Consider the following 14025-nt stretch of genomic DNA (forward strand, 5'->3'; position numbering starts at 1 on the left):
GACCGAAACCGTGTTTAACAGGGCTCGTGCCCGCCCCACGTCACCGCCACACCCCACCTATCGGCGCGACCTCTAAGAACGTTTTTCGGTCCCCAACCCCGCACCTGCTCATTGTTGCGGCAAGTGCGTCTTGGTGCCGGCCGCACCCCGCACTAACGCGGAACGCCCCTCCATCCCGCCCGCACAAGTATCAGCGGCCGGCCACACCTGTTCCCGTTTCCCGGAGATGTTCGCTACGAGCATTGCTCGGCCAGGAGAAATAGCGTTACGGTCCAAAGACCGACATCACTGTTCCCGTCGGTCACGTCACGGCCTAGACCTCGCTGTGAGCGGCACCAGCCCTGGACCTGACCCTCTGGCCTGGCCGCCGACACCGGTTCCCGGAGCACGATCAGCGGCCACGGGAACATTCTTCCCGGACGGTCAGGAACTCCTGGAAAGTTCCCTCATGGCGGATAAATTCGTGCACCTCCTCGTCCGCCCACTCGTGGCCTGGTGGCTGATGGCCAGTGCTCACTCGTGGCGACGCGCGGTCGTCGCCGCGGATTCCCCCCACGTCCACGCCCCAGGAACCGACCCCGACCGGATCCTCATCACCGGCGACGGGGCGTCCACCGGTCGTGGGGTCCTCACCCACGACCTCGGCCTCCCCGGCTACCTCGCCCGCAACCTCACCCTCCTCACCGGGAGGGCCACCGACGTCGACATCGTCGTCACCGCCGAGATGACCGCCGCCACCAGCCTCCTCGCGATCGCCGACCTGAACCTGTCCCGGTTCGACGCGATCCTTCTGAGCCTTGGCGCCAACGAAGCCCTCAACCTCACTCCCGTCGCCCGCTGGCGGCGCGACATCACCCGGCTCCTGGACCGGATCAAAGACGGCACCGGCGAAGAAACCGGCACCGTGGTCCTCTCCATCCCGTTCTTCGCCATCAACCCCCACTTCCCAAGGATCCTGGCGCGGGTCGTTGACCGACACGTGCAACAGTTGAACGCCGCCACCCAGGACCTCTTGACGTCACGGCCTCATGCGAGGTTCGTTCTCTTCACCCACGGCGACACGTACGAACCAGACGGCGCCCACGCCTACGAACGGTGGGCAAAAAACATTGCCCCGAAGGTCGCGGAACTCCTCGACGCCCCCAGCATGCACGGCACACGAACCGAAGTACCCGACGAGATCGGCCGACAACACGCCCTCACCCGACTCACACCCCTCACCCGGGACACCGATCACGCAATCACCGCACTGACCGAGACCGCGAAACGGGTATTCGGGACGTCCATCGCCGCCGTGACACTGATCGACACCGATACTCAACGGATGCCCGCCGCCACCGGCATGGAACCCGTCACCCTCCCGCGGGAAGAGTCCCTGTGCGACATGACGATCCGCCGCGCCACCCACTTCGTCATCGAAGACACCACCCTCGACTCCCGCTACGCCCACTACTCCGTCGTCACCGAAAGCCCAGGGGTCCGGTTTTATGCCGGCTATCCGATCGAATCCCCCGACGGGTACCGGATCGGAGCGCTCTGCATCATGGACACCAAGCCCCGCCACTTCACCCCGGACGACACCCAACTACTCCGGCAACTCGCCCAACAAGCCCAAACAATCCTCTGGAAGAGCCACACCCCGAGTCAGTAGCGAGGATCAGACCCCAAACGTGTCTAAAGTGTCGCGAGGTGGACTCCGATATGTTTCACGATCTGCTCGATCGTCACTCCGGGTTCGCCGTTCTTCGCGACGCGCACGACATCCTCACGGAAGTCAGCAGGGTAGGGCTCTGGCACGGGAACATCGTTCCAGGCTGCCCACCCGGGCAACCCAGATCAGATGTCACCCCACCGTGCAGCCGACCCGTCACATCCACCACGATCCACATCGTCGCTGCCGCAATGCATGACCCCGTACGGGGGGTAGCGACAATTTCAGGTTCCCCTATTGTCAGAAGGGAACAGCCGCGCTCACGCACGGTGCCAGCCGAGACCTCGATTTGGGCGAGGTGGACACGCGTCGCTTGCGCCGCGTCGTTACTCTTTTGCCGCTCGAGTCTTCGAGCGATCACACTCGCAGGGGCATTCCGGCAGTGGGCCGATTCCCCGAATCACGACGTCGGCAGGGGCCTTGCGTGTTCACTCGATCATTCTTTCGCCGGACGGTGCCCACCGCCGGAACAGCCATCGTCCTCGGTGTAATCCTCAGCGTCGCTGCTGCTGGGACGGCGCAGGCCGCCACCACCCTCGACGGGCCGATCGATCTCGGAACAGCTGTACCATTCGGCGTTCTCGGTGCGAGCACTATCACCAACACTGGCCCCTCCGTCATCGCCGGCGATGTCGGAGTCTCACCCGGCACGTCGATCACCGGCTTCCCACCGGCAACCCTCACCGGGACCGGGACCCTGCATCAGACCGACGCGGTCGCCACCGGGGCGCAAGCGGACACGACGACAGCTTTCAACGCCGCCGCCAGCCTGACCCCCACAACCTCCGGGCTCACCCAACTCAACGGTCTCTCCCTGACACCAGGCGTCTACTCCGGTGGGGCGCTCTCCCTCTCGAACAACGGGGCGCTGACCCTGGCCGGAACGGCTGAATCGGTCTGGGTGTTCCAAGCCGCCAGCACCCTGAAAATCGGATCAGGCACCAGGATCACCCTGACCGGCGGCGCGTCCGCCTGCAACGTCTTCTGGGAGGTCGGAAGCTCAGCAACCCTCGGCAGCGCCGCCCAGTTCCAAGGCACCATCCTGGCCAAACAATCCATCACTGCCACCACCCGTGCAACCGTCGTCGGCAGACTGCTGGCCAACAACGCAGCCGTGACCCTCGACACCAACACGATCACCACCCCGACAGGCTGCGCACCCGTGAGTACCTCCGGGAGCGCCCCCGTCACCACGCCCAGCCCCGCGATCACCTCCGGCACACCGACGGCCGCGACCGTCGGAACCCCTTACCGCTTCACGGTCACGTCCACCGGCACACCGACACCGACCTACACGGTCACCTCCGGCACCCTTCCGGCCGGCCTCACCCTGAACGCCACCACCGGCGAGATCACCGGCACCCCGACGACAGCAGGATCAACACCCGTCACCATCACCGCATCGAACGGTGCGCTCCCGTCCGTGTCCGCGATCTACACGGTCACTGTCCGCGCCGCAGCCGTGACCTCGCCCACACCCACACCGACACCGACACCACCGGCCTCCGCGACGGTGCCGACATCGACGACCTCCGTTCCCGGGAACTCCTCGAACGGGTCAACAGGCACGAGTGAACTCGCATTCACAGGCAGCAACCCGACCGGCCCGCTCATCGGCGCTACCGTGCTTCTCCTCGCAGGACTCGCCCTCCTCGGAACCTCACATCGGAGGCGCCCCGCGCGGCCGCGGCGACACCGAATGGGTGTCTAAAACCACGAAAGGCCGATGCCAGCAGACTCACAAACCCTGACACTCCGCACCGCCATGCGGGCACAACCTGGAAGCGCCACCGCGACCCTCTCCCAACCCACCACGCACGCACTCACGCGGCAACTAGAAACACACAGTCACAAGACACACCGACCCACGCACCTAAATGAATTGGCTCTCCTGTACTTTCATAGAATAAGCCCAGCCAAGTCCTGTGGGTCCGAAACACCACTGACGGATCCGGCTACCAAACAGCTCACCACCCACTGTTTTGTTCGCGCCCGGCACACCGGCCAGCTACACCGCAGCCTCCCACCATCAGAACCAGCCGGATAATTGCCGTCAGCGTGGAGTCGAAAGACCCTCAGCGACCGCCGCCGCCGCGGCAAGCCATGCCCGCCTCGTCCGGGGTGTGATTTGCTGCGGAGTTTTCGGACGGTGGGCCCTCTTAAAATGTGGGCGCTACTGGAAGAGAGAGCAGCATGTCCGCATCGCGTCGACGATTTACCCAGGAATTCAAGGACGAGTTGTGTCACGAGGTGATTTCCACCTCGAAGCCGATCCGGGAAGTCGCCGAGGCCTACGGGGTCGGTCCCGAAACCCTCCGGAACTGGTTGGTGAAGTACCGAAACGCCCACGGCGGATCGGACACGGAGCTCACGGTGACCGAACGAGCGCGTCTGAAAGAACTCGAGCGGGAGAACCAAGAGCTGCGGTCGGAGACCGCGTTTCTAAAAAAAGCCAGCGCTTGACTATCGCCCGGGAGCAGCGGTAGTGAGCAAGTACGAATACATCGACTCCCAGAAGAACGACCCGTCCGTGGCGCACCCGGTGACGAGAATGTGCCGCTGGTTGCAGGTGTCGACCTCGGGCTTCTATCACTGGGCGTCCCGCCCACTGTCCGTGACCGCGGGCCGCCGCAAGGCCCTCACCCAACGGATCCGGCACTTCTTCGACGCGTCCCACGGCACGTACGGGTATCGGCGTGTCCACGCCGACCTGACCGACGAGGGCACCTGGTGTTCCCCCGAGCTGGTGCGGAAGGTCATGCGCCAGGAAGGCCTGGTGGCCTGCCAGCCGCGCCCATTCCGGGTCACGACCGACGGTGATGATGCCGCAACCCTGCCGGACCTGGTCAACCGGGATTTCACCGCGGATCGGCCCGGGGTGAAGTTCGTCGGCGACATCACCTACATCCACACCTGGCAGGGCTTCATGTACCTGGCAACCGTGATCGATTGCTACTCCAAGAAAGTCGTCGGCTGGTCGATCGCTGACCATATGCGCACCGAACTTGTCGCCGACGCCCTCCGAAACGCGGCTGCCACGACCAGGATCGACCCTGACGCGATCTGGCACTCGGACCGTGGCAGCGTTTACACCTCCGCCGAGTTCCGGGCCCTGGTGACCAGTCTCGGGATGCGTTCCTCGATGGGGAGAACGGGCGTGTGCTGGGATAACGCGATGGCCGAATCATTCTTCTCGGCGTTGAAGAACGAGCTCGTCTACCGCACCGTGTATGCGACGAAGGCGCAGGCCCGGCGGGATGTCATCGCCTACATCGAGGGCTTCTACAACAGCCGCCGGCGCCACTCCGCCCTCGGCTACCGGCGGCCAAACGAAGTCCACTACAGTTACCAGCAGCCAGCCCTGGCAGCGTAGAAAACCACCAAATCCGCTGTCCGAAAACCCCGCAGCAGCTCAGGTCGACACGGAACCTGCTGCGATCGCGATCGCCCACAGCCGGAAATTACCGGCGATCCTGGCAGACGTGTTCAACCCACTCCCCCAAGAAGGCCATTGGGGAACGCTGCTCTTGCTTGATGGGAACATTGGCATCGGAGGAAACCCCGAACAGCTCCTTCGCCGATCAAAAGACCTGATGGCGGTCGGAGGACACATTGTCGTGGAAACCCATCCCGATGCGGCCCGCGATGACGCTTTTCTCGCTCACACCAGCACGGTCGCCGGCCCGGTCGGACACCCATTCCGGTGGGCCGAATCTGGCCACATTGCACTCTCCCGATACGCCGCATTTGCCGGACTTCGAGTTACCGCAAGTTGGAGACATGATGGGCGCCACTTTTGCCGCCTCGGCCACAGCGTGCCTTAGAACCTCAGGCTTTTCCTCTAGTACGACGACGAGGAAAGTTCTTTGGGGACGCTCCGCCCGAGGACCCGACGAAATAAGCCTTAGTCCTTCTCGCCCATCCACAAGTCGATGCTGCGGTGGTCGGGTTGGAACCCGTGCTGGGTTCCCCAAATGACGGCGTCGACCCGGTTTTCGGCTTCGATTTTCCCATACAGGGACCGGATGTGAGTTTTGACGGTGTTCACGCTGAGATGCGTGAGAGACGCGATTTCGATGTTCCGTTTGCCCTGCGTGATCAGTGCCAAGATCTCGGACTCCCGATCGGAGATCCCGATGGATCGGCCCGGCCACTCCACAGCCGGAGCAGGGCGGATACGTTGCTGCGGTGCGCTGACCACCGTCTCCCCGTGCGCAATCCGCTCGAGCGCGTCAACCAGTTCCACCGCAGCCATACTTTTGGCCAGAAAACCGCGAGCCCCGGCAGCCAGGGCGGAGTCGATCAGGTCCTGATCCACCTTCCAGGTGTACAGGGCGATGTGGCGGTTCCTGGGGTTCCCAGCGAGTCTTCTGACCTCGGCCGCGTCGTCTTCCGGCTGCCCGAAGGTGTCGTACAAGGCCACATCCACGGGGACGGTGACCCTCGTCCGGGCATGAATCTCCACCACCTCGATGCGGCTCCGGTACCGGCTCAACATCTGGGACAGGCCGGCGAGGACGACTTCATAGTCATTGATCAACGCCACCCGAACAGGACCCTCAGCTGGCGACATGCAGCCGAATTTATCACCCCCAGGGGTGACACACGCCACCCACCTGTTGCGGTTATCTGGGGGAGGTCGCGTTCCTGCGATGCCCGTTGACCGTTCTGGGAAGGACCTCATGCTCGACAGTTACGCCCCGTGGCAAGTTCACCTCACCTTGGCCGAGCATTCGATCATCATCTACGTCCTCTCCGTCGCGGGTCTGGCGTTGTTTGCGTTCTTCGTCAAATCGTGGACATCCCGTAACGAGGTCACCTCCCGGTTCCGGGGCGGGATCTACGCGGGCATGGCGATCACGGGGATCGCGTTTTTGTCTTATCTGCTTCTGGTGGTCGAGTTCGCGATCGGCTACCACCGTCGCGGGAACACCTGGGTTCCCGATTCGAACGCGATCCTGTCCTGGGCGCCGAGGTACTTCGACTGGACCGTCACCGTGCCGTTGCTGATCATCGAATTGCTCGCCGTCGCCACCCTCGCGGGTGCAGCGGCACGTCGTCTCCGCTTTATTGGTGTGGGGGCCGCGTTCCTGATGATCTCCACCGGCTACATCGGCGGGGTGGTCATTGACTCCGGAACGAACATGGGCGCCCTGTGGCTGTGGGGCATCATCTCCGGCATCTTCATGGTCATCCTGTACGTCCTCATCGTCTACGTCGTCGCGAAAGGGCGCCGGGACTTGGCCGGGACGGAAGCCGCCAGCACCCTCCGCAACGCCGGCATTTTGTTGGTTGTGACGTGGCTGGCGTACCCGGTGATCTTCGGGCTGCAAGGGTGGGGGCACGGGGGTGCAATCATCACTTGGATGCAGGTGATCCTGTCGGTCGCGGACATCATCGCCAAGGTTGGCTTCGGGTCGATGATTCACAAGATCGCGAAGATCCGCTCCTCACAGGACGTCACCCTCGGAATCGACACCCTCCCGGAATCCGTCTGGATCTCCTCCCAGAAACTCTCAGACGGTGTCCTGCCGCCTTACGCCGGCCCCCGGGCATGACCGGCGTCGCTGGCCCGGAGCCCGCACCGTCATCCCCGGCCGTGGACTCGATACCACGCCCTTCGGGTTCCGGAGACGGGTTACGGGTTGCGGCCGCGTTCGCCGGGCGCCTTCTGGTGGTGGGAGCTGCGATCGCGGCCGCGCTCTGGGTCGCGACGCGGTTATCGAATGTCGTTATTCCCTTGATGATCGGGATTGTCGTGTCCGCTTTACTGGTCCCATTCAGTAACTGGCTGCAACGACACGGCTGGCCCAAATGGGTAGCCGTCATCGCCAGCTTGGTCGCTGTCCTCGCCGGTATCGCGGTCCTGGTGTTTCTGGTGCTGTGGCGGGTGCAAGCGTCCCTGCCCCGCCTGCAACACCGCGCCGTAGCGGTGGTCGAGCAACTCCAACATTTCGCCAAGCACAGCACCCTGCAACTACCCACCCTGGACGTTGACACCGTTGGGTCCACGGTGCGCTCGTTCATCGAGGGCCACGCCGCACAGCTCGAAGCAGGATTCGCCGTCGCCGGCGGTGGACTCGTCGACTTCGGTGAAGGTCTGTTCATTGTCATCTTTGTCACCATCTTCACCCTCACGGGTGGACGACGCATGTGGCAGTGGGTGGTCACCTTGTTCCCCAGGAAAGCTCAACCCCGGCTCAGCGTCGCGGGCGAGGCGGGCTGGCAAACCCTCACCCACTTCATACGCATCCAAATCGTCATCGCCGCAACCGACGCTGCCGGCATCGGCCTCGGTGCCTTCATCCTCGGTCTGCCTCTGGCGGCGCCCATCGGCGTCATCGTGTTCATTGGGGCGTTCATCCCCGTCGTCGGCGCGTTCGCTGCCGGAGCCCTCGCGGTCCTTATCGCTCTGCTGTTCAAGGGCTGGGTGGCGGCGCTCGTCATGCTTGGCATCGTCATCCTCGTCCAACAGCTCGAGGGGGGGTCCTTCACCCGTTCCTGACGGGATCGATCGTTGCCATCCACCCCCTCGGCATCCTCCTCGCCGTCATCGCCGGCACGACCCTTGCCGGTATCCCCGGCGGATTCTTCGCCGTCCCCCTCGTCTCCGTCGGCAACTCCATGATCCGAGCCGCCCGACAAGGCACCACCGACATTCAACAAACACTTCCCCTGCCCGCAACAGCAGGGCCCGGCACCACATGATGCCGCCAATCGGTTTCCCTCGTTGCCTCGTCCTGCGCCGACTCGGACCCTTCCCCACTCACCGCCCAACTGGCTGATGCTCCGGGGACATTGACGCTGGGGATTCTGGAGGAATAGTGTCACGCCAGGCTGCCCCCGACCTGCCAGCCATCGTCCCTGCAAAGACGCCGTAGAAAAGGTTCAGAGAAAACCAGTGTGAAAGCCATGCCACCTCATCCCTTTCGAGGCAGGCCTCCTTTAAACCTCGGGCATGTTTCATCAGCCCCTGTTTCCGACTGATTGGCGCAGCAGATGACCACCCACGCCCCCGACCCACCACCGCTTCGTCCACGCCCGGAATGGCAGACGGCCGGTTCGTCACGACCCGCGTCGGCCGCAAGGGCAACCGGATCGTTTCCTGGGCGACATCGACGGATCACAAAGTGATCGGGAACATGTACCTGATCACCTCATTTAGCTACTTTCTGATCGCTGGGGTGCTGGCACTCATCATTCGGGCGCAACTATTCGAACCGGGCCTCTCGGTGGTGGCGACGAAAGAGCAGTACAACCAGCTGTTCACGATGCACGGCACCATCATGCTGCTGCTGTTCGCCACCCCCTCTTTTCCGGGTTCGCCAATGCCCTGATGCCACTGCAGATCGGAGCACCCGACGTCGCGTTCCCAAGGCTGAACGCGTTCGCCTTCTGGTTGTACTTCTTCGGCGCGATCGTCGTCGTGAGTGGGTTCTTCTCCCCGTACGGGGCGGCGTCCTTCGGGTGGTTCGCCTACGCGCCCCTCTCCGACACCACCTTCACACCCGGCGTGGGCGGGGACCTGTGGGTATTCGGCCTCGCACTGACCGGATTTTCCACCATCCTCGGCGCGGTCAATTTCATCACCACCATCATCACCATGCGCGCCCCCGGAATGACAATGTTCCGCATGTCCCAGTTCACCTGGACGACCCTGGTGACCTCGATCCTTGTCATCATGGCATTCCCGGTCCTGGCCGCTGCCCTGTTCGGTCTCGGGTTCGACCGGGTGTTCGATGCGAACGTGTTCAACCCCGCCAACGGCGGGGCGATCCTCTGGCAGCATCTCTTCTGGTTCTTCGGACACCCCGAGGTGTACATCATCGCGTTGCCCTTTTTCGGCATCATCTCGGAGACGATCCCGATCTTCTCCCGCAAACCGATCTTCGGATACAAGACCCTCGTCTACGCCACGATCGCGATTGCAGCCCTCTCCGTGACCGTGTGGGCGCACCACATGTACGTCACCGGCTCCGTCCTCCTCCCATTCTTCTCGCTGATGACGATGCTCATCGCAGTCCCTACCGGGGTCAAATATTCAACTGGGTGGGGACCATGTGGGCTGGGTCCATCACCTTCGAGACGCCGATGCTCTGGGCCATCGGCTTTCTGATCACCTTCACGTTCGGCGGGCTCACCGGCGTGATCCTCGCCTCGCCACCACTGGATTTCCACGTGTCCGATTCGTACTTCGTCGTGGCGCACTTCCACTACGTCGTCTTCGGCACCGTCGTCTTCGCGATGTTCGCCGGGTTCTACCTGTGGTGGCCCAAGTGGACGGGCCGGATGCTCAACGAGCGCCTCGGGAAAATGCACTTCTGGCTACTGTTCATCGGCTTCCACACCACCTTCCTCATTCAGCACTGGCTCGGCGTCCTCGGTATGCCCCGCCGATACGCCACCTACCAGCCCTCCGACGGATTCACCTGGATGAACCAGCTCTCCACCACCGGCGCCATGCTGCTCGGCATCTCCATGCTCCCCTTCTTCTACAACGTCTACATCACCGCCCGCAACGCACCAAAAGTGGAAGTGAACGACCCGTGGGGGTACGGCCGATCCCTCGAGTGGGCAACCTCATGCCCGCCGCCGCGGCACAACTTCACCACCATCCCCCGGATCCGCTCCGAAAGCCCCGCCTTTGACCTCAACCACCCCGAGGCCGGCCGCCCCAAAGGGGTGGGGCCTCTGAAGGACTCCTCCGACGCTGACGTCGATGACCTCTCCGACGGAAAGACAAAATAAATGACTACTCGAGCCACCACCCTGGAAGTCGTCCGCGCCCCGTTGGGGCTCACTGAACTGCTCCTCCCCAACCAGGTCGCAGAGCATCTCCTCGGACATCCCGCCGACGCTCGGGAGCGGATCTTCATCCGAATCCTCGGAGCACGCCACCTCCTCCAAGCCGTCATCCTCCTGATGGCGAAGGATCGGATAGCGCACCGGATCGGAGCCGTGGTTGACGTCATCCACGCCGGCACGATGGTCGCCGTCGCCGCCACGGACCCCCGCCGAAAGACCTCCGCGACCGTCAACGCGGCCATCGCTGTGGTCTTCGCCGGCGGCGAGACACGGTGACCCTCCTCCACGACTACCCTCTATTCGTCCTCCGCGAGTACGCGTTCAGCGGTGACGGAGAACGCGGCATGCTCATCGGCCCCCGCGGGACATCTCCTGGCTTTGCGCGCCCCGCTGGGACTCCCCGGCCGTGTTCTCCCACCTGATCGGCGGCGGCGGAATCTACGCGGTCACCCCGACCGCTGACGCATTTGTGTGGGGAGGCCACTACGAGGACGGGTCCCTTATCTGGCGGAACCGGTGGACGACACCCACCCAACGAATCGAATGCCGTGACGCCCTCGCCTACCCAGGCGACGCTGACAAAGTCGTCCTTCTTCGCCGGATCATCGCTGGGGACCAGGATGTCCAGGTGCATGTTGTCCTGAATCCGCGGCACGGGTTCGGGAAGCACGCTTTCACCCGCGCGGCTCTCAAAGACGGCACGTGGACCGGGCGGACCGGCCCCTTGCATGTGCGGTGGAGTGGCGCCCCACAGGCCACCCGCAGTGATAACGGTTCTCTGACCGCCACGGTCACCGTCAAAGCCGGCCATCGCCTTGACCTTGTCCTGGAACTCTCCGAACAGCCCCTCGAAGACCCGATCGACGCCGACGAGGCATGGCGGACAACTGAAGCATCCTGGTCGATGATTGTTCCGGACGTGACCGGGACCTTGGCGGATGAGGACGTCCGGCACTCGTTGGCGGTCCTTCACGGACTGACGACACGGGGCGGCGGCATGGTCGCCGGGGCGACCATGTCGTTACCGGAACGGTTCGGGGAGAACCGTAACTACGACTACCGGTACGCGTGGATCCGGGACCAGTGCTACGCCGGTCAGGCTGCCGCGTCCGTTGGCGACTTCGCCCTCCTCGACGACGCCGTCACCTTCGTCACCGGACGGCTTCTCGCGGATGGCAAAGATCTGAAGCCCGCCTACACCACGGACGGCGGGCCTGTCCCGGATGAGGAGAAGTTAGGCCTGCCGGGATACCCGGGCGGCACCGACAAAATCGGCAACTGGGTAAACCAGCAATTCCAACTCGACGCGTTAGGCGAAGCCCTCCTTCTGCTCGCCTGCACAGCAGGCCACGACCGACTCCCGCCGGACGGGTGGAAAGCCGTCGAGCTAGCAATTGAGGTCATCCGGGCCAAACAGGGCCAGCCGGAGGCCGGGATCTGGGAACTCGACGACCAGGTGTGGACCCACTCCCGGTTGTCGTGCGTTGCCGGGCTCCGCGCCATCGCCGACCACGCAGGCACAGGTCGCGGTGCGGACTGGAGTGCCCTGGCTGACACCATCCTCGCCGACACCGCCCAGTCGGGCCTGCACCCGTCGGGCCGGTGGCAGCGGACCCCCACCGATGACCGAGTCGACTCCGCGCTGCTCATCCCCGCCGTCCGCGGGGCCCTTCCTGCTGATGACCCGCGAACCATCGCGACCCTTGACGCAGTGTTAGACGAGCTCGGCGGGACCGGGTTCATGTACCGGTTCCGGCAAAGTCCCGGGCCTCTCGGAGACAGCGAAGGAGCCTTCCTGCTGAGCGGATTCATGACCGCTCTTGCCCTGCATCAACAGGGGCGGCCGGTTGAGGCCGCACGATGGTTCGAACGGAACCGGGCCGCCAGAGGGACCCCCGGGGTGTTCTCCGAAGAATACGACGTCGCCCAACGACAAATGCGCGGCAACCTCCCCCAAGCGTTCGTCGACGCCCTCTTCATCGAAACCGCCTCCACCCTCACCCGAACCCCTGAGGAAACGACATGATGCACCAGCCGGATGTAGTCGTCGTCGGGTCAGGACCCAATGGTCTCGCGGCCGCCGTGACCATGGCGCGCGCTGGCCTCGCCGTGCAAGTCTTCGAAGCGAAACCGACCGCGGGAGGTGGGGCGAGAACGAGCGAACTCACCCTGCCCGGGTTTCTGCACGACAACTGTTCGGCGGTGCATCCGATGGCGGTCGCGTCGGCGTTTTTCCGCCAGTTCCGGCTCGCCGAACGGATCCCCCTGGTCACCCCGGACATTTCCTACGCCCACCCCCTCGATCACCGGCAAGCAGGCATCGCTTACCGCGATTTGGAACGCACCGTCGACGGGCTCGGCCAGGACGGTGTTACCTGGCGGCGCCTGTTTGGCCCCCTGGTCGAGCATGCCGACCAAGTTGCCCGGTTAGCCGGGTCCTCACTGCTTCGGGCACCTCGCCATCCGGGCACGGCCCTGCAATTCGCATGTCGCACTTTTCAGCAGGGCACGAGGCTCTGGAGCACCGGGTTCAAAGAGGATGTCGCGCCGGCGATGCTGACCGGGGTGATGGCGCATGCGATCCTGCCGCTCCCCGCCCTTGCCGCGGCCGCTGCCGGGCTTTCACTTGGTACCTACGCCCATGCCCGCGGCTGGCCGGTCCCTGTGGGTGGTAGCCAGGCCATCACCCACGCGCTCATTGACGACCTCGAACAGCACGGTGGAGAGGTCATCACCGACCACCAGGTGGATGACATCGGCTCCCTGGATGGCGCCCGCGCGGTCGTGTTCGACGTGTCACCACGAGAGCTGCTTCGCATTAGCGGGCGCCGGTTCCCCGACCTGTACCGGAGGCGCCTGGAACGGTTCCGGTACGGCAGCGGAACCGCGAAAGTCGACTTCGCCCTCAACGTACCCGTGCCTTGGGCCGTCGCAGAACTCACAAAGGCCGGGACGGTTCACGTCGGCGGCAGCCGCACCGATATCGCCCGCGCTGAACGGGAGGTCGCGCACGGACAACACGCAGCCGCACCCTACGTCCTCGCCGCGCAACCCACCCCGTTGGATCCCAGCCGCACCCCCGCGGGCGGCCATGTCCTCTGGACATACGCGCACGTCCCCACCGGCTCCAACGTTGACCAGACTGAGACCATCATCCGCCAGATCGAACGCTTCGCCCCCGGCTTCCGGGACACCATCCTCGCCACCCATCAGCGGACCGCCGCAGGCACCGAGCAGTACGACGCCAACTACGTCGGCGGTGACATCGCCGCAGGACGTGCGGGCCTTCATCAGCTCCTCGCCCGCCCTATCCTCTCCACAGACCCGTGGCGGGTCCCGGTCGACGGAATGTATCTGTGTTCCTCGTCGACCCCGCCCGGTCCCGGCGTGCATGGGTTGGCCGGCTGGTACGCCGCACGTTCCGCCCTCCGGCACACTTTTGGGATCGCAACGATGCCGTCACTCGCACCAGACTGACCCATACCGCGCACTTCCGGCGCACCCGACAC

10 protein-coding genes and 2 pseudogenes are annotated in these 14025 nt (G+C 64.2%); 9 read left to right on the forward strand and 3 right to left on the reverse strand.

Annotated features, from left to right (window positions below; genetic code table 11):
- The first annotated feature begins 448 nt into the window (after positions 1 to 448).
- Positions 449 to 1651: a GAF domain-containing protein gene (locus AX769_RS21110; protein WP_066284268.1), complete on the forward strand. Its 1203-nt coding sequence runs from the start codon at positions 449 to 451 to the stop codon at positions 1649 to 1651.
- Between the two features lie 23 nt (positions 1652 to 1674).
- On the opposite strand, the gene AX769_RS25820 is transcribed toward AX769_RS21110, so the two are convergent.
- Positions 1675 to 1797 carry a hypothetical protein gene (locus AX769_RS25820; protein WP_255359435.1) on the reverse strand — a complete coding sequence of 41 codons (123 nt, stop codon included), beginning with the start codon at positions 1795 to 1797 and terminating at the stop codon, positions 1675 to 1677.
- A gap of 338 nt (positions 1798 to 2135) precedes the next feature.
- On the opposite strand from AX769_RS25820, the gene AX769_RS21115 reads away from it, so the two are divergent.
- Entirely contained in the window at positions 2136 to 3422 is a 1287-nt protein-coding gene (locus AX769_RS21115; RefSeq protein WP_162269027.1) for an ice-binding family protein, read from the forward strand.
- A gap of 482 nt (positions 3423 to 3904) precedes the next feature.
- Positions 3905 to 5084, forward strand: a protein-coding gene (locus AX769_RS21125) for an IS3 family transposase (protein WP_369824123.1) whose coding sequence is annotated in 2 segments (ribosomal slippage) — positions 3905 to 4171 and positions 4173 to 5084 — 1179 coding nt in all. Because the reading frame shifts where the segments join, the coding sequence is not laid out codon by codon here.
- A 208-nt stretch (positions 5085 to 5292) separates the two neighbouring features.
- On the opposite strand, the gene AX769_RS24535 is transcribed toward AX769_RS21125, so the two are convergent.
- Both AX769_RS24535 and AX769_RS21130 read right to left on the reverse strand, forming a co-directional pair.
- A complete protein-coding gene (locus AX769_RS24535) occupies positions 5293 to 5523 on the reverse strand; it encodes a hypothetical protein (protein WP_162269028.1) in 231 nt (76 codons plus the stop codon).
- Positions 5524 to 5615: 92 nt separating this feature from the next.
- Complete coding sequence (locus AX769_RS21130; RefSeq protein ID WP_369824124.1) at positions 5616 to 6257, reverse strand: DNA-binding response regulator; 642 nt, start codon at positions 6255 to 6257, stop codon at positions 5616 to 5618.
- A 136-nt stretch (positions 6258 to 6393) separates the two neighbouring features.
- Between AX769_RS21130 and AX769_RS21135 the strand changes: the two genes are divergently transcribed.
- The 6 genes and pseudogenes from AX769_RS21135 (at position 6394) to AX769_RS21160 (ending at position 13993) form a co-directional block, all read left to right on the forward strand.
- Positions 6394 to 7269: a bacteriorhodopsin gene (locus AX769_RS21135; protein ID WP_066284275.1), complete on the forward strand. Its 876-nt coding sequence runs from the start codon at positions 6394 to 6396 to the stop codon at positions 7267 to 7269.
- A 119-nt stretch (positions 7270 to 7388) separates the two neighbouring features.
- Positions 7389 to 8216, forward strand: coding sequence for an AI-2E family transporter (locus tag AX769_RS21140; protein WP_157887854.1), 828 nt, complete (start codon positions 7389 to 7391; stop codon positions 8214 to 8216).
- 637 nt (positions 8217 to 8853) lie between these two features.
- Positions 8854 to 10459 (forward strand): annotated as a pseudogene (locus AX769_RS21145) (cytochrome c oxidase subunit I).
- Positions 10460 to 10792: a hypothetical protein gene (locus AX769_RS21150; RefSeq protein WP_066284278.1), complete on the forward strand. Its 333-nt coding sequence runs from the start codon at positions 10460 to 10462 to the stop codon at positions 10790 to 10792.
- Positions 10789 to 12542, forward strand: a pseudogene (locus AX769_RS21155) (glycoside hydrolase family 15 protein). The gene AX769_RS21150 and the pseudogene AX769_RS21155 overlap by 4 nt, the downstream one beginning before the upstream one ends.
- Positions 12542 to 13993: an NAD(P)/FAD-dependent oxidoreductase gene (locus tag AX769_RS21160; protein WP_066284281.1), complete on the forward strand. Its 1452-nt coding sequence runs from the start codon at positions 12542 to 12544 to the stop codon at positions 13991 to 13993. Before AX769_RS21155 ends, AX769_RS21160 begins: the two are co-directional and overlap by 1 nt.
- Positions 13994 to 14025: the final 32 nt, after the last annotated feature.

It is taken from the genome of Frondihabitans sp. PAMC 28766, assembly GCF_001577365.1.
Classification (GTDB): domain Bacteria; phylum Actinomycetota; class Actinomycetes; order Actinomycetales; family Microbacteriaceae; genus Frondihabitans.